The following is a 15,067-nucleotide window of genomic DNA, read 5'->3' on the forward strand; positions in this document are numbered from 1 at the left end:
TGGTCAGACCGTGTTCGTGGGCGCCTCGCCGTACGCCGGGGTGGAACGGGGACGCGCGCCTGGGGTGCCGAGGACTCCCCGGACCAGCAGGTACTGGGCCGCCAGGTAGGTGAGCATGATCCACAGGTCGGGGCGGGGCGGCTGCGGCCACTCGGCGACGCCGGTCGCGATGAGCATGTCCGACACCACGAAGAGCGCGCCGCCGAGCCCCGCGACGAGCCCCAGCCGCGCGGCGGCCCACGCCATCGTGGTCAGCAGGGCGCTGTATGCGGCGACGGGGAGCCGTAGATCCGTCGGCAGGCCGGGCCACAGACTCGCGACGGCAACGACCAGGGCGAAGGCGTACGCGACGCCGTGCACGAGGGGATTCTGAGCGGCACGCGCGCGTGGAGCACCGGTCCCGGGCTGCCCGAGCCTGCGGAAGAGCATGAGGTAGCAGACGTGCCCCACCGCGAAGGAGCCCATTCCGGCGAGGAAGGCCGGCTCGGCGTCGGAGAGGAGCAGCACGTCTCCGCCCCATCCGAACAGCAGGGCGGCGACCAGGGGTCCCGGCGCACCGCGCGTGTACGCGTACGCCGCGAGCAACGGCATCAGCAGGGGCTTGGCGACGACGTGCCCGGGAGCGGAACCGAGGGCGAGGGCCACGAGGTCGACGACGGCGGCGGCCCCGAAGGCGACGAGGAGGACCGATGCCCTGTCCGGTCTCACGCGGCCGTCCCCGGGACCGTGGCCGCGCCCTCGTCGGTCACCGCGGCCCGCTCGGACGGCTGTGCGGGCTTCCAACCGGGACCGCGGAGCACCCGCCCCGCTCGCTCGCCCCAGCTCCCGGCGGCCTTCAGGTCCTTGGCGATGGAGACGTACTCGTGGGTGGCGACCCGCAGCGGGTTGTACGTGTCGATGTTCTTCGTCAGCCCGTACACCGGCCGCTCGGTCTCCTCGACGAACGACCCGAAGAGCCGGTCCCAGACGATGAGGATGCCGCCGAAGTTACGGTCCAGGTAGCCGCCCTGGGAGGCGTGGTGGACCCGGTGGTGCGACGGCGTGTTGAAGACGAACTCGAACGCGCGGGGCAGCTTCCCGATCCGCTCGGTGTGGATCCAGAACTGGTAGACGAGGTTGGCGGAGGAGCAGAAGGCGAGCGCGGCCGGGTGCACGCCGAGGGCGATGAGCGGGACGTAGAAGGGCCACACGGTCAGGGTCGTCCAGGGCTGCCGCAGCGCGGTGGTCAGGTTGAACTTCCGGCTGGAGTGGTGGACCACATGGCAGGCCCAGAGGATCCGGATCACGTGGTGGCCGCGGTGCGACCAGTAGTAGAAGAAGTCCTGCGCGAGCAGCATCAGGGGGACCATCCACCACAGGACGGGGACGCGCAGCGGGGTCAGCTCGTGGATCGCCGTGTAGATCGCGACGATCGGGATCTTCCACAGGAAGTCGAAGACGAGACTCCCCAGCCCCATGCCGACACTCGTCGCGGCGTCCTTCGCCTCGTACCCCGCGGCATCGTCGTCCGGATGCATCCGGACACTGATCACCTCGATCACGGTGAGCAGCACGAAGGCGGGTATCGACCACAGCACGACATCGGGCAGGTTCGGCATGTGGGCACGGTAGATCCGCTGGTCGGCTGGGGCTAGACGTTGTTACTGACAAGTATTTCCGGGGGTACGCGCTTGCTTCTTGGAGTCCTCCACCAATACGAGGGGCCGCGGGAAGGGCATGGGAGGGGCGCGGGAAAGGCACGGGAGAAGCACGGGAGGGGCACGGCCAGTGGTCGGCCCACGATGCGCGCCCACTGACCAGTTGTTCAATATGCGCCGCGGGCCGAGGAGTTGAAGCCGCCAGGTTCCACCGAGCGGGCCAACGCCTCGGTGAGGGTGGGCGAGTCGGTGTCGGGGCGCGAGCGGCCTCCCTCGCCGAACCGTCCGAACCGTCCGAACTGGCATACGCCGCGCCGCCCTCCACCCCCCACACCGCCGCAGCCTCGGGTAACAGGCTGTCAGTCTCGGCCCGTATCCTCATGGACCATGCTCGAAGACCACACGACCGCAGCGTCGCAAGCGCCTTGGCCGGCCGCGTATCCACAGGGGTACGCGGTCGTCGACGTGGAGACGACCGGGCTGGCCCGGGACGACCGGATAATTTCGGCGGCTGTGTACAGACTCGACGCGCGGGGCGAGGTCGAGGACCACTGGTACACGTTGGTGAATCCGGAGCGGGACCCGGGGCCGGTGTGGATCCACGGGCTGACGAGTGACGTGCTCGAAGGAGCGCCGCTCTTCCAGGAGATCGCGGAGGAGTTCTCGTCGCGGCTCGCGGACCGTGTGCTCGTCGCGCACAACGCGGTGTTCGACTGGTCGATGATCGCCCGGGAGTACGCGCGCGCGGAGGCCGAAGCGCCGGTGCGACAGCGGCTGTGCACGATCGCGTTGTCGAAGGAGCTGGGGCTGCCTCTGCCGAACCACAAGCTGGAGTCGCTGGCCGCGCACTTCGGGGTCGTACAGCAGCGGGCGCACCACGCGCTGGACGACGCTCGGGTGTTGGCGGAGGCGTTCCGGCCGAGTCTGCGGGTCGCTGCCGCGAGCGGTGTACGGCTGCCGCTGCACGAGTGCCGGCCGCTGACCGAGTGGCGGGACAGCCCCGCCGCGTCCCGGATCGGGCAGCAGGCGGGCCCCGGCGGCTACGGCAGCTATCGACCGACCAGTTGGCGGCCCTCGCGGAAGCGGCCCGCATGCCCCCATCCCAATCCCGGTCGTTACGAAGACGGCAAACCGCTCAAGCAGGGCATGCGGGTCGCCTTCTCCGGGGACACGTCGATCGAACGCGACCTGCTGGAGGACCGCGCGATCGAGGCCGGGCTGCACGTCGCGACGAGCCTGTCCCGGGTGACCAGCCTGCTCGTCACCAACGACCCGGACTCGAACACGTCGAAGGTCGTCAAGGCCCGGCAGTACGGAACGCCGGTCGTGGACGAGGCGGGGTTCGGGCAGTTGCTCCGGGATGTCGAGCCCGCGGACGAGTGAGTCGGGGGCTCGCCTGCGGAGACGGCCGTACGGATGGGTGATTGGCGCGCGACTCGCCCGCCGCCCTCTCGCCCGCACGGTGGCGACGGCTCACCCTGTGGCGCATGGCGAGATGCGAAGTCTGCGGCAATGACTATGGAATGACCTTCGAGATTCACGCTCAGGGAGCGGTGCACGTCTTCGACTGCTTCTCCTGCGCGATCCACCGCATGGCCCCCATCTGCGAGCACTGCCGGGTGCAGATCATCGGCCAGGGCGTCGAGGTCGAGGGGCACTGGTACTGCGGCGCCCACTGCGCGCGGGCCGAGGGGAAGGCGGGGATCGTCGACAAGGTCTGACCACGCTCCGGGAAGGGCCCACGAGGTCCGAGCGCACACCCGCCCGAACACGCCCCACGACCGAGTTGTACGGTCGTGGGGTGTACCGCTTCCTGTTGTCCCGGCAGTGGGTGATCCTCACGCTGCTCTCGCTCGTCCTGATCCCGACCATGGTCAGGCTGGGTATTTGGCAGATGCATCGCTACGAGGAGCGCAGCGCGCGGAATCAGCTCGTCGCCGACGCGCTGGCCGCGAAGCCGGTGCCCGTGGAGCGGCTGACCTCCTCCGGGCACACCGTCACCAGCGGCGAGCGCTACCGCGCGGTGACCGCGAAGGGCCACTTCGACACCGACGACGAGGTCGTCGTCCGACGTCGCGTCAACGCCGACGACGAGGTCGGTTTCCATGTCCTGACCCCGTTCGTGCTCGACGACGGCAAGGTGCTGCTCGTCAACCGGGGCTGGATCCCCGCGGACGGCCCGAGCCAGACCGCGTTCCCCAGGATTCCCGCGCCCGCCCGCGGCGAGGTCACCGTCACGGGGCGGCTGATGCCGGACGAGACGACCGAAGCGAGCGGTATCAAGGATCTCCAGGGCCTGCCGGACCGACAGATCATGCTGATCAACAGCGAGCGGGAGGCGGACCGCCTCGGTGTCCAGGTGCTCGGCGGCTACCTCGCGCAGACAGCGCCCGAGCCCAAGGGCGACACCCCGGAACAGCTCGGCAGCCCCGGCGACGAGAACGCCGCGCTGAACTACGCCTACGCCCTGCAGTGGTGGCTCTTCGCCCTCGGCGTTCCCATCGGCTACGTCGTCCTCGTGCGCCGGGAGCGCCGCGACCGTGCGGCGGCCGCGGCCGCCGCGGCGGCGGCGGAAGAGAAGGAGGCGGCGCCCGCTCCGGCGTAGTCGGAGTCGGAACCGGAGCAGGAACCGGAGCCGGAACCACCGTCGGCCTCATGTCCGGCCACGGCCGCCCGTCGACCTCTCCCGCCAGTACGCGAACGTGCGTTCCGGCTCGGGCAGCAGGTCCCAGGGATGGTGTGTCATGTGACGGCCGAGGCGCTGGAAGACGGGGGCTGCCTCCGCGGGGCGGTGGGCGCGGGTCAGGGCGAACGCGAGGATGTTGAGGTCGGTGACGGCCTCGGCGTGGGATGCGGTGCCGGCATCGAACCAGCTCTTGAGGGCCAGGTCGATCTCGTGGACGGATCGGGGCTCGTTCCAGTTGCCGCCGCCCGAGCCGAGGGTCTCGAAGGGGGTCGCCTCCTGGCGGTGGGCCATGAGTTCGACGCGGGCCGCCACGGGAAGCAGGGCGAGCGGTGATCCGTGCGGTGCGCGGGCGGCGGCCTGCCAGGCGAAGTCCATCATGTCGGGGACCGTCCCGTGTCCGCGCGGCGACAGGTAGCGCAGCAGCCGGTGGTAGGACGTGCGGAGCCAGGGGGCCCGGTTGACGGCCTCGGTCCACGCGGGGACGGCGTCCCTGACCGGTACGGCACAGGTGTGCATCAGGGACAGCAGCGCCAGCCAGGGGGTGGGGTCCTCGGGGCAGGCCTCGGCGGCGCGGAGGCAGGAGTGTTCGGCGCGGCGGACTGCGGTGCGGTCGGTGGCGGGGGCGCGGTGCGATGCGGCAAAGGCGTGCAGGGTGAGGGCGTCGCCGTCCCCTGGGCGGTCGGCGGTCCAGCGCTGGGGGATCGCGGCGGGGAGGTGGTGGGCAAGTACGGCGATGCGGTGTGCCCGGCGGTCCCAGTCCCGGCCCGTGGCTTTCAGCAGGTCGGCCACCGGTTCCCATGGGGGGCGGGTGCGGCCCGCGCCCAGGCCGTGGAGCTGTTGGGCGGGGCGGAGTTCGGCCAGGGTGGTGTGCAGGGGGTCGTCGTCGAGTTCGGGGCGGATCAGCAGGGAGGGGCGGCGTCTCAGCATCTCTGGATCCGGTCGGGTCGAGGGTGGCCGGGGGTGGGCGCCGTGGGGTTGCCAGGCGCCTGGCGGCTGTGGCTGGGCGGGGGCGGGTTTCGCTCACCGGCGCTCGCCGGCGCTCGCCGGGTGCCGCTGCGCCCACCCGTACCGCCCCAGCGGCACGACTGCCCGCAACTGTGCACAAGCAGGTGGGCGATCACGTCGGCGGTATGGCTGGCCATAGCCAGGACGGTGGGTGGGATGCACGGGCAGGTGGGCGACCACGTCGGCGGCGGTGACCGTAGCCGGTCCGGCTGGTGGGTGACCGCCCCAGCTGCGGGGCTCCCCGCAGCCGTGCACGAGCAGGTGGGCGATCACGTCGGCGGTATGGCTGGCCACAGCCAGGACGGTGGGTGGGAAACCGCGCCGACAGCGGTGACCGTAGCCGGGACAGCGGGCAGGCAAGCGCCCCAGCGGCACCACTGCCCGCAACTGTGCACCAGCAGGTGGGCGACCACGTCGGCGGCGGTGACCGTAGCCGGGACGACTGGTGGGTGACCGCCCCAGCTGCGGGGCTCCCCGCAGCCGTGCACGAGCAGGTGGGCGATCACGTCGGCGGTATGGCTGGCCACAGCCAGGACGGTGGGTGGGAAACCGCGCCGACAGCGGTGACCGTAGCCGGGACAGCGGGCAGGCAAGCGCCCCAGCGGCACCACTGCCCGCAACTGTGCACCAGCAGGTGGGCGACCACGTCGGCGGCGGTGACCGTAGCCGGGACGACTGGTGGGCGACCGCCCCAGCTGCGGGGCTTCCCGCAGCTGGGGGCCGCCGGTGGGTGGCGGCGGTGCTGTGTGTCCTCGCGTCGTGGCCGGTGCCTCAGCAGCAGCGGCCCTCCGGGTGTTCCTCTCTGCGCAGGGTTCGCCAGACGTCGTACTCCCGGCGGGTCGGGACCGGTGTCCGCGGATGGTGGCGGCGGTGTCGGTCGCAGTAGCGGTCGTACTCCACCTCTCCGGTCAGCTCCCGCAGGTACCAGCGGACGGTCCGTACCCAGTGCCGGGCGGTGCGGGCCGTCACCGGCGGGCCCCCACCAGTTCCTCCTCGCCCCGCTCCGCCGCGTCGATGCGCGACTCGACGTACGGTGCCTCGGTCGACGGCAGCGGGACCGGGGAGCGTACGGCGCGGACGCACACCACGGCGCAGTTGACCAGGACCGTGAGGACGAGGACCAGGAAGATCGCCATGATCACGCCGTCGACCGTGTTGTTGAGGACGATCGTGTGCATGTCGTCCATGGTGGTGGCCCCCGGCAGGAGTTCACCCCTGTCGATGGCCGCCGCGTACTTGTCGCGAAGGGCGAAGAAGCCGATCGCCGGGTTGTCCGAGAAGATCTTCTGCCAGCCGGCGGTGAAGGTGACGGCCACGTCCCAGGCCAGCGGGATACCGGTGACCCAGGCCCAGCGCAGCTTGCCGGACTTGATCAGGACGGTGGTGGTGACGGCCAGGGCGACCGCGGCGAGCAGTTGGTTGGCGATGCCGAAGAGCGGGAACAGCTGCTTGATGCCGCCCAGGGGGTCGGTGACGCCGGCGTAGAGGAAGTAGCCCCAGGCGCCGACGACGATGGCGCTGGTGATCCAGATGCCCGGCTTCCAGGTGACGCGGCCGATCGGCTTCCAGACGTTGCCGAGCATGTCCTGGAGCATGAAGCGGCCGACGCGGGTACCGGCGTCCACCGTGGTGAGGATGAACAGCGCCTCGAACATGATCGCGAAGTGGTACCAGAAGGCCTTCATCCCGGCGCCGCCGAAGACTCCGGCGAAGATCTCCGACATGCCCACGGCCAGGGTGGGCGCGCCACCGGAGCGGCCGACGAGCGTCTCCTCCTCGACCGCCTTGGCCGCCGCGGTGAGCTGTTCCGGGGTGATGGTGAAGCCGAGGTTCTTGACCGCCTCGGCGGCGGTGTCGACGGTCGGGCCGAGCAGCGCGGCCGGGGAGTTCATGGCGTAGAAGAGGCCGGGCTCCAGCACACACGCGGCGATGAGTGCCATCACGGCGACGAAGGACTCCGTGAGCATGGAGCCGTAGCCGATGAGCCGGACCTGGGACTCCTTCTGGATCAGCTTCGGCGTGGTGCCGGAGGACACCAGGGCGTGGAAGCCGGACAGGGCGCCGCAGGCGATGGTGATGAAGAGGAAGGGGAAGAGGGAGCCGGCGAAGACCGGACCGGCGCCGGTGTGGGCGAACTCGGTGACCGACTCGGCGCGGAGGTTCGGGGCGGCGACCACGACACCGACGGCCATCAGGGCGATGGTGCCGACCTTCATGAAGGTGGAGAGGTAGTCGCGCGGGGCCAGCAGCATCCACACGGGGAGCACGGAGGCGACGAAGCCGTAGCCGACCAGACAGAAGACCAGGGTCTCGGGGCTCCAGACGAAGTACTCGGCGAGCGAGGAGTCCTGGATCCAGCCGCCGCCGAGGATGGCGAGCAGCAGCAGGGCGACGCCGATGAAGCTGGTCTCCACGACCCGGCCGGGGCGCAGATAGCGCAGGTAGAAGCCCATGAATAGGGCTATCGGGATGGTCATGGTGACCGAGAAGGTGCCCCAGGCGGACTCGGCGAGGGCGTTGACGACGACCATCGCGAGCACCGCGAGCAGGATGATCATGATGGCGAAGACGCCGATCAGCGCGGCGGCACCGCCCACCTTGCCGATCTCGTCGCGGGCCATCTGGCCGAGGCTCTTGCCGTCCCGGCGCATGGAGAGGAAGAGGACGATCATGTCCTGGACCGCCCCCGCGAAGATCACGCCCGCGATGATCCAGATGGTGCCCGGCAGATAGCCCATCTGGGCCGACAGCACCGGTCCGACCAGCGGGCCCGCACCGGCGATGGCCGCGAAGTGGTGGCCGAACAGCACCCGCTTGTCGGTGGGGTGGTAGTCGACGCCGTCCTCGAGCCGTTCGGCCGGTGTGGCCCGGGTGTCGTCGGCCTGGAGCACCCGTCGGACGATGAACCGCGAGTAGAAGCGGTAGCCGATCGCGTACGAACCGAGGGCCGCCATGAGCAGCCAGACGGCCGAGATCTCCTCGCCCCGGGACAGGGCGAGCACGGCCCAGCCGATCGCGCCGACGAGGGCGACCGCGATCCACAGCGCGATCGACCTGGGCGACATCCGGGATCTCTCCGGCGTCTCGGGACCGGATTCGGGCATGACTGATCGGGACATGGCGGCTCCTGAATTCAACGAGTGTTCGGCGGAGAGAAGCGGGGAGAGCGCGGGGCGTCAGTACGGTTCAGCGATGTCGGTCGGAGCGCCGTCCGTCCGAGCACTGCCCGTCCGGGCGATGTCGGTCCGTCAGCGCGTATGCGGCGAGCAGGCAGAGGGCGCATCCCGGGACCCAGGCGAGCTGGTACCAGTAGAAGAACGGCGTGCCCGCGAGCCGGGGCTCCGCGCCGGCGTACCAGGGGACCCAGAGCAGTCCCGCGGCGGGGGCGAGGAGCAGTACGGCGATCGCGACGCGCCGTAGCCGCCGGTGATCGTTGTGTGCCATGGGCTGTGCTCCTCTCCCGATCGCTGTGGGTCTGTGCAAGAGTTGCCCACTCGCCGGATCCGGTTGACAGCGAATTTCCAGAAGATTTCCCGCCGCTTCGTGTCCTCCGAACCGGCCACCCGGGCAACCAACACGCGAGGGCCCAGGCACACCAAGGACGGTGACCCATGGCGGACGCTGCCATGACCGCGACGTTCCTCGCCGTGATCGGCGGAGCGTCGCTGCTCGCCGTCACCGCGCGCCGGCTGCGCCCCACCGACCGGCTGCCCTCGCTGGAGAGCTGGGCGCTGGCCGACCGCAGCCTCGGCCCGGTGTGGACCTGGCTGCTGCTCGGCGGCACGATCTTCACCGCGTACACCTTCACCGCCGTGCCCGGACTGGCGTACGGCAACGGGGCGCCCGCCTTCTTCGCGGTGCCGTACACGGTGATCGTCTGCCCGCTGGCCTTCGTACTGCTGACCCGGCTGTGGGAGGTGGCCAGGCGGCACGGGTACGTGACGGCCGGGGACTTCGTGCGCGGGCGGTACGGTTCGGCGCCGCTCGCCCTGGTGGTCGCGCTGACCGGGATCCTCGCGACGATGCCGTATCTCGCGTTGCAGTTGCTCGGCATAAGGGCGGTGCTGACGGCCGGTGGTGTGTACCCGAAGGGCGCGGCCGGTGATCTCGTGATGGTCGCGCTGTTCGCGGGCCTCGCGGTGGCGACGTACCGGCACGGGCTGCGGGCGCCCGCCGTGATCTCGGCGCTGAAGGCGGTGGCCGTGTTCGTGTCGCTGACCGCCGTGTGCTGGCTGGTCCTCGAACGGTTCGGCGGTCCTGGCGCGGTCTTCGAGGGGGCGGCGGCGCGGCTGAGCGGAACCGGCGTCGAGGGGTCCGCCCTGCTGCTGGCCCCCGAGCAGCAGCCCGCCTACGCCACCCTCGCGCTCGGTTCGGCGCTGGCACTGATGATGTACCCGCATGTGCTCACCGCCGGGTTCGCCGCCGACGGGCCTCGCACGGTCCGCAAGGTCGCCGTGGCGCTGCCCGCCTGGACGGGACTCCTGGCCCTCTTCGGTTTCCTCGGCATCGCGGCGCTCGCTGCCGGGGTGCGGGCGCCCGAGGGGGGTGCCGAGGCGGCCGTGCCGATGCTGGTGGACCAGCTGATGCCGGGGCCGCTGGCCGGACTGGTGTTCGGTGCGATCACCGTGGGCGCGCTGATCCCGGCGGCGGTGATGTCGATCGCTGCCGCCACCGGCTTCGTCCGCAATGTGTACGTCGAGTACTTCCAGCCCACGGCCACGCCGAAGCGGCAGGTGCGTATCGCCAAGGTGGTGTCGCTGACCGCGAAGGTGGGGGCGGTGGCGTTCGTGTTCGGGCTCCGCGACCAGGACGCCATCAACCTCCAGCTTCTCGGCGGGGTGTGGATCCTGCAGATCTTCCCGGCGGTGGCGGTCGGCCTGTTCACCGGGCGGCTGCATCCCCGGGCGCTGCTCGCCGGGTGGGGTGTCGGCATGGCGACCGGCACCTTCCTGGTGGTGCGCGAGGGGTTCTCCTCGATCGTGCTCCTGGGCGGCGGCTCGCTGGAGATCTACGCCGGTCTGCTCGCCCTCCTGCTCAACCTGACCGTCGCCGTCCTCGGCACCACGGTCCTCGAACGGCTCGGTGTCCCGCGCGGCGCCGACGCGACCGACCTACCGTCCCGCCTGACCGTCAGGCGGCGCCCCGAGACGGGAGCGAGCAACACGTGAGACGCAGACAGCACATGCGTGTGCCGGTGGCCCCGGCGGCTTCGGCACCCGTGACCGCCGCCGAGCCACTGGGCCGGATACCGGCTCCGGCCGCCGCCGAGCCACTGGGCCCGAACGCCGCGCTCGCCGCCGACCCCGCGCCGGCCTCGAACCCCGCGCTGCCGCAGGGCGCCCTGGGCGACCCCTCCGACGTGGAGCGCGAGGTGGGTGTCGCCCGGCTGTTCGAGCTGCACTACTCCTCGATGCTGCGGCTCGCGGTGCTGCTGGGCGCCGACGATCCCGAGAACGTGGTGGCCGAGGCGTACTACCAGATCTACCGCAAGTGGCGGCGCCTGCGGGACGCCGAGGCGGCGGAGGCGTACCTCCGCTCCACGGTCTGCAACCTCACCAGGATGCGGATACGGCATCTCCAGGTCGCCCGCAGGCATGTGGAGGCCCCGGCCGCTCAGGAGCCGGTCGCCTCCGCCGAGAGCACCGCGCTGCTCCACGACGACCAGCGGGTGCTGATCGTCGCGCTCCAGCAGCTGCCCGCCCGGCAGCGGGAGGCGCTCGTGCTGCGCCACTGGCTCGGGCTGAAGGAGAGCGAGATCGCGGCCGCGATGGGCATCTCCTGCGGCTCGGTCAAGACCCACACCGCACGCGGCCTCGCCGCCCTGACCCAGGCGATGGAGGCCCGGCGATGAACGACACCACCGGCAACGACACGGGTCGGGACCGCACCGAGCGGGAGCTGGCCGAGGCGCTCGCCGCGCTGGCGGGCGGGGTCCACGCCGCCCCCGACGCCTACCGCACGGCCCGCGGCGACTGGCTCCGGCGCGAACGCCGCCGCCGCCTCGTCCTCGCGATCCTCGTCCTCCTGGTCTTCACCCTCGCCACCCTGCTCGGCCTCTGGGTCCTCAACCAGGCCCCGTCCGGTTCCGGGGTGATCTTCTCGGGGGTGGGAGGGACGACGGCGGGAGCGGGACCCGGCTGACAAGGACGAGAAGGGAACCGGGCCGGCCGAGGGGGTCGCCACCACCGTGCACATCTGCGGGCCGCGGTGACTGATCGCGCAGGTCCTCTCGCGCCCCTGAAGGGGCTGCGCCCTTTCCTCCCGCCCCGGCTCCGGGCCGTCGTGGCGCTGGGGCGGCACAGGTGGGCGCAGCGGCACCCGGCGAGCGCCGGTGAGTGAAACCCGCCCCCGCCCGGCCGCCGACGCCCCCGGATCCGTCGGATTGATCACCCCCGGCTCCGGGAACCCGATCCCCCGTGCACCCCCACATCGAGGACTACGCGCTCATCGGCGATCACCAGACGGCCGCGCTGGTGAGCCGCCAGGGTTCCATCGACTGGCTCTGCCTGCCCCGGTTCGACTCGGCCGCCTGCTTCGCCGCGCTGCTCGGCGACGAGGACAACGGCCACTGGAGAATCGCGCCCGCAGAGGGCGGAACCTGCACACGACGGGCCTACCGGCGCGACTCGCTCGTCCTGGACACCGAGTGGGAGACGGACGAGGGCGCGGTGCGGGTGACCGACCTGATGCCGCAGCGCGACCGCGCCCCCGACGTCGTACGCATCGTGGAGGGCCTGTCCGGCCGGGTGACCCTGCGCAGCACCCTGCGCCTGCGCTTCGACTACGGCTCGGTCGTGCCGTGGATGCGCAGGTCGGACGGTCACCGCGTGGCGGTCGCCGGCCCGGACTCGGTGTGGCTGCGCAGCGAACCCGGGGTGCGGTCGTGGAGCGAGGACCGGGCCACGTACGCGGAGTTCACGGTGGAGCCGGGTGAGAAGGTCGCGTTCGTGCTGACCTGGCATCCCTCGCACGAACCCCGCCCCCGTCTCGTCGACCCGTACCGGTCGCTGCGGTCGAGCCTCCACGACTGGCAGGCCTGGGCGGCACGCTGCCGGTACCACGGCCCGCACCGGGACACCGTGGTCCGCTCCCTGATCACCCTCAAGGCCCTCACCTACGCCCCGACCGGCGGCATCGTCGCGGCCGCCACCACCTCCCTGCCCGAGGAGATCGGCGGCGTCCGCAACTGGGACTACCGCCACTGCTGGCTGCGCGACTCCACCCTCGCCCTCGGCGCGCTGCTGGCCTGCGGCTACCAGGAGGAGGCCGAGGCCTGGCGCGACTGGCTGCTCCGCGCGGCCGCGGGCGACCCGGCCGATCTGCAGATCATGTACGGCCTGGCCGGCGAGCGGCGGATCCCCGAGTACGACCTGCCCTGGCTGTCCGGTTACGAGGGCTCACGCCCGGTCCGGGTCGGCAACGACGCCGTGCACCAGCTCCAGCTGGACGTGTACGGCGAGGTCATCGACTCCCTGTTCCTGTCCCGGCGTTCGGGCCTGCCCGACAAGCCGGACATGTGGCGGATGGAGTGCGCGCTGATGGAGTATCTGCGGTCGGCCTGGCGGAAGCCGGACGAGGGGCTGTGGGAGGTGCGCGGGCCGCGCCGCCACTTCACGCACTCCAAGGTGATGTGCTGGGTGGCCGCCGACCGTGCCGTCCGCACCCTGGAGGACGACCCGACGCTGACCGGCGGCGACCTCGACGGCTGGCGGGCCCTGCGCGACGAGATCCACCGCGAGGTCTGCGAACGCGGCTACGACGCCGACCGCAACACCTTCACCCAGTCGTACGGCTCCCGCGAACTCGACGCCGCGCTGCTGCTCATCCCCCTCATGGGCTTCCTGCCGCCGGACGACCCCCGGGTCATCGGCACGGTCGACGCGATCCGCGAGGAGCTGAGCCATGAGGGGCTCGTCCGCCGCTACGGCGCGGAACACCTCACGGCCGCGACCGGCTCCGTCGACGGGCTGCCGGGCGGCGAGGGCACGTTCCTCGTCTGCTCGTTCTGGCTGGCGGACGCCCTGCACCTGACCGGCCGTACGGCCGAGGCGCGCGAGCTGTTCGAACGGCTGGTGGGGCTGGTCAACGACGTGGGACTGCTGGCGGAGGAGTACGACCCCGTCGCGGGCCGGCAGCTCGGGAACTTCCCGCAGGCGTTCAGCCATGTCGGTCTCGTGGGCACCGCCCTCGCCCTCTTCGACGGGGAGGAGGCAGGATAGGTGTCATGGATCTTGGGCTGAAGGACCGTGTCTACATCGTCACCGGGGCGACCCGCGGACTGGGCAACGCCGTCGCGCGGGAACTCGTCGCCGACGGCGCGAAGGTGGTCGTCACGGGCCGCGAGGAGGAGAGCGTGGGTGCGGCCGCGGCCGCGCTCGGAGTGAACGCGGTGGGGGTCGCCGTGGACAACGCCGACCCCGAGGCCGCCGGGCGGCTCATCGCCACCGCCCGTGAGTACTTCGGGGGCTTCGACGGCATTCTGGTCAGCGTGGGCGGGCCGGCGCCGGGGTTCGTCGCCGACAACACGGACGAGCAGTGGACCGCCGCGTTCGAGTCGGTGTTCCTGGGGGCGGTCCGCCTGGCGCGGGCCGCGGCCGAGGAGCTGAGCGAGGGTGGCGTCATCGGGTTCGTGCTGTCGGGGTCCGTGCACGAGCCGATTCCGGGGCTGACCATCTCGAACGGGCTGCGGCCGGGGCTGGCCGGGTTCGCCAAGTCGCTGTCCGACGAGCTGGGGCCGCGGGGGATCCGGGTCGTGGGTCTTCTTCCCGCCCGCATCGACACGGATCGGGTGCGTGAGCTGGACGGGATGTCGGCGGATCCGGAGGCGACCCGGACGGCGCACGAGTCGCGGATTCCGTTGCGGCGGTATGGGCGGCCGGAGGAGTTCGGGCGGGCCGGGGCGTTCCTGTTGTCCCCTGCCGCGTCCTATCTGACGGGGATCATGCTGCCGGTGGACGGCGGCATGCGGCACGGGTTCTGACGGTCGGGTCGCCGGGGGCGCGTCGTCAGGGGCTGTTCGTCGAGGGCGGGCCGCCAGAGGCAGGTCTTCAGGGCGGGCCGCCGCAGCCAGGTCCTCAAGACGGGCCGCGCCCATGCGGCGGAGCCGCAGGGCGGGACGGGACGGGCCCGTCGAGGAGCCGGGGCGAGACCGGCTGTCAGCTCACCCTCTCCGCACGGTGTCTGGCTCCTTGCAGCCGGACCTCCGCCGGAAGCGCGGCCAGTCCCGCTGAGTCCCTGGCGTGGGCCAATGCCTCCGTGGTCAGGGTGTGCAGGGCGTCGCCGGGGTTCACGTGGGGCTGGAGGAGGAGGCTGACCCTGGCCTCGGGAGCGTTGCGGCGGCCGGTCAGTCGGGTGCGGGCCCGATCGACGCCGTCCGCCTCGGCCGCCTCGGTGGTGAGTACGCCCTCCAGCGCCCGCCCCCGCAGCAGTGCGCCCTCTCCGTCGCCGGTGTCGACGAGTACCTCGTCGAGGCGGTGGCGGCGTAGGACCGCCGTCAGCCACCACAGCGCGAGCAGGACGAGGAGCGCGAGCACGGCGATGACGGTGGGCCACCACCAGCCGGAGTCGTGCCAGCGCGTCCGCTCCGCGTCGCTGAGCAGCACGTCCTTCCGGCCGTCGTGCGGCCACCACGAGGGCGGGTCCACGCCGAGTCCGACGGCGAGGACGGCACCGCCGACCACGAGCAGGACGAGCCCCACGGTTGCGAGCAGCACCCGGTTGACGATCCTCAGCACCGTGC

General features: G+C 71.8%; 16 protein-coding genes. 8 read left to right on the plus strand and 8 right to left on the minus strand.

Features of this window, described 5'->3' with window-relative positions; all coding sequences use genetic code 11:
• Positions 1 to 3 precede the first annotated feature (3 nt).
• Positions 4 to 708: a lysoplasmalogenase gene (locus OG858_RS10315; protein WP_319264985.1), complete on the minus strand. Its 705-nt coding sequence runs from the start codon at positions 706 to 708 to the stop codon at positions 4 to 6.
• A complete protein-coding gene (locus OG858_RS10320) occupies positions 705 to 1,598 on the minus strand; it encodes a sterol desaturase family protein (protein WP_328544974.1) in 894 nt (297 codons plus the stop codon). The genes OG858_RS10315 and OG858_RS10320 overlap by 4 nt, the downstream gene beginning before the upstream one ends.
• A gap of 426 nt (positions 1,599 to 2,024) precedes the next feature.
• Here OG858_RS10320 and OG858_RS10325 point away from each other — a divergent pair, with 426 nt between their 5' ends.
• The 3 genes from OG858_RS10325 to OG858_RS10335 all read left to right on the plus strand — a co-directional run bounded on the left by OG858_RS10325 (position 2,025) and on the right by OG858_RS10335 (position 4,242).
• Positions 2,025 to 3,020 carry a DEDDh family exonuclease gene (locus OG858_RS10325; protein WP_086750446.1) on the plus strand — a complete coding sequence of 332 codons (996 nt, stop codon included), beginning with the start codon at positions 2,025 to 2,027 and terminating at the stop codon, positions 3,018 to 3,020.
• 104 nt (positions 3,021 to 3,124) lie between these two features.
• A complete protein-coding gene (locus OG858_RS10330; RefSeq protein WP_078531414.1) occupies positions 3,125 to 3,358 on the plus strand; it encodes a hypothetical protein in 234 nt (77 codons plus the stop codon).
• Positions 3,359 to 3,438: 80 nt separating this feature from the next.
• Positions 3,439 to 4,242 (plus strand): SURF1 family cytochrome oxidase biogenesis protein, encoded by an 804-nt coding sequence (locus tag OG858_RS10335; protein WP_319264991.1) that lies wholly within the window; start codon positions 3,439 to 3,441, stop codon positions 4,240 to 4,242.
• Positions 4,243 to 4,290: 48 nt separating this feature from the next.
• On the opposite strand, the gene OG858_RS10340 is transcribed toward OG858_RS10335, so the two are convergent.
• The 5 genes from OG858_RS10340 to OG858_RS10360 form a co-directional block, all read right to left on the minus strand.
• Positions 4,291 to 5,250 carry a hypothetical protein gene (locus tag OG858_RS10340; protein ID WP_319067988.1) on the minus strand — a complete coding sequence of 320 codons (960 nt, stop codon included), beginning with the start codon at positions 5,248 to 5,250 and terminating at the stop codon, positions 4,291 to 4,293.
• 347 nt (positions 5,251 to 5,597) lie between these two features.
• Complete coding sequence (locus OG858_RS10345; RefSeq protein ID WP_328544973.1) at positions 5,598 to 5,855, minus strand: hypothetical protein; 258 nt, start codon at positions 5,853 to 5,855, stop codon at positions 5,598 to 5,600.
• A gap of 244 nt (positions 5,856 to 6,099) precedes the next feature.
• Positions 6,100 to 6,297 carry a YbdD/YjiX family protein gene (locus OG858_RS10350; protein WP_319264995.1) on the minus strand — a complete coding sequence of 66 codons (198 nt, stop codon included), beginning with the start codon at positions 6,295 to 6,297 and terminating at the stop codon, positions 6,100 to 6,102.
• Entirely contained in the window at positions 6,294 to 8,447 is a 2,154-nt protein-coding gene (locus OG858_RS10355) for a carbon starvation CstA family protein (protein ID WP_319264998.1), read from the minus strand. Before OG858_RS10355 ends, OG858_RS10350 begins: the two co-directional genes overlap by 4 nt.
• A gap of 67 nt (positions 8,448 to 8,514) precedes the next feature.
• Positions 8,515 to 8,772: a DUF3311 domain-containing protein gene (locus tag OG858_RS10360; RefSeq protein ID WP_319265001.1), complete on the minus strand. Its 258-nt coding sequence runs from the start codon at positions 8,770 to 8,772 to the stop codon at positions 8,515 to 8,517.
• Between the two features lie 167 nt (positions 8,773 to 8,939).
• Here OG858_RS10360 and OG858_RS10365 point away from each other — a divergent pair, with 167 nt between their 5' ends.
• The 5 genes from OG858_RS10365 to OG858_RS10385 all read left to right on the plus strand — a co-directional run bounded on the left by OG858_RS10365 (position 8,940) and on the right by OG858_RS10385 (position 14,308).
• A complete protein-coding gene (locus tag OG858_RS10365) occupies positions 8,940 to 10,496 on the plus strand; it encodes a sodium:solute symporter family protein (protein ID WP_086749720.1) in 1,557 nt (518 codons plus the stop codon).
• Positions 10,493 to 11,179 carry a sigma-70 family RNA polymerase sigma factor gene (locus OG858_RS10370; RefSeq protein WP_319067990.1) on the plus strand — a complete coding sequence of 229 codons (687 nt, stop codon included), beginning with the start codon at positions 10,493 to 10,495 and terminating at the stop codon, positions 11,177 to 11,179. The genes OG858_RS10365 and OG858_RS10370 overlap by 4 nt, the downstream gene beginning before the upstream one ends.
• A complete protein-coding gene (locus tag OG858_RS10375; RefSeq protein WP_086754469.1) occupies positions 11,176 to 11,469 on the plus strand; it encodes a hypothetical protein in 294 nt (97 codons plus the stop codon). Before OG858_RS10370 ends, OG858_RS10375 begins: the two co-directional genes overlap by 4 nt.
• A 275-nt stretch (positions 11,470 to 11,744) precedes the next feature.
• Positions 11,745 to 13,547, plus strand: coding sequence for a glycoside hydrolase family 15 protein (locus tag OG858_RS10380; protein WP_328544972.1), 1,803 nt, complete (start codon positions 11,745 to 11,747; stop codon positions 13,545 to 13,547).
• Positions 13,548 to 13,552: 5 nt separating this feature from the next.
• Positions 13,553 to 14,308: an SDR family oxidoreductase gene (locus OG858_RS10385; RefSeq protein ID WP_319067993.1), complete on the plus strand. Its 756-nt coding sequence runs from the start codon at positions 13,553 to 13,555 to the stop codon at positions 14,306 to 14,308.
• A gap of 175 nt (positions 14,309 to 14,483) precedes the next feature.
• Here OG858_RS10385 and amaP read toward each other — a convergent pair whose 3' ends face one another.
• Positions 14,484 to 15,062, minus strand: coding sequence for an alkaline shock response membrane anchor protein AmaP (gene amaP, locus OG858_RS10390; RefSeq protein WP_328544971.1), 579 nt, complete (start codon positions 15,060 to 15,062; stop codon positions 14,484 to 14,486).
• Positions 15,063 to 15,067: the final 5 nt, after the last annotated feature.

It is taken from the genome of Streptomyces europaeiscabiei, assembly GCF_036346855.1.
GTDB classification, from domain to species: Bacteria; Actinomycetota; Actinomycetes; order Streptomycetales; family Streptomycetaceae; genus Streptomyces; species Streptomyces europaeiscabiei.

Bases quoted from the DNA above. Each gene is read 5' to 3' on its own strand.
- OG858_RS10355 (WP_319264998.1), bottom strand. From the start codon at position 8,447: ATGTCCCGATCAGTCATGCCCGAATCCGGTCCCGAGACGCCGGAGAGA.
- OG858_RS10375 (WP_086754469.1), top strand. From the start codon at position 11,176: ATGAACGACACCACCGGCAACGACACGGGTCGGGACCGCACCGAGCGG.
- OG858_RS10325 (WP_086750446.1), top strand. From the start codon at position 2,025: ATGCTCGAAGACCACACGACCGCAGCGTCGCAAGCGCCTTGGCCGGCC.
- OG858_RS10320 (WP_328544974.1), bottom strand. From the start codon at position 1,598: ATGCCGAACCTGCCCGATGTCGTGCTGTGGTCGATACCCGCCTTCGTG.
- OG858_RS10340 (WP_319067988.1), bottom strand. From the start codon at position 5,250: ATGCTGAGACGCCGCCCCTCCCTGCTGATCCGCCCCGAACTCGACGAC.
- OG858_RS10330 (WP_078531414.1), top strand. From the start codon at position 3,125: ATGGCGAGATGCGAAGTCTGCGGCAATGACTATGGAATGACCTTCGAG.
- OG858_RS10360 (WP_319265001.1), bottom strand. From the start codon at position 8,772: ATGGCACACAACGATCACCGGCGGCTACGGCGCGTCGCGATCGCCGTA.
- OG858_RS10385 (WP_319067993.1), top strand. From the start codon at position 13,553: ATGGATCTTGGGCTGAAGGACCGTGTCTACATCGTCACCGGGGCGACC.
- OG858_RS10365 (WP_086749720.1), top strand. From the start codon at position 8,940: ATGGCGGACGCTGCCATGACCGCGACGTTCCTCGCCGTGATCGGCGGA.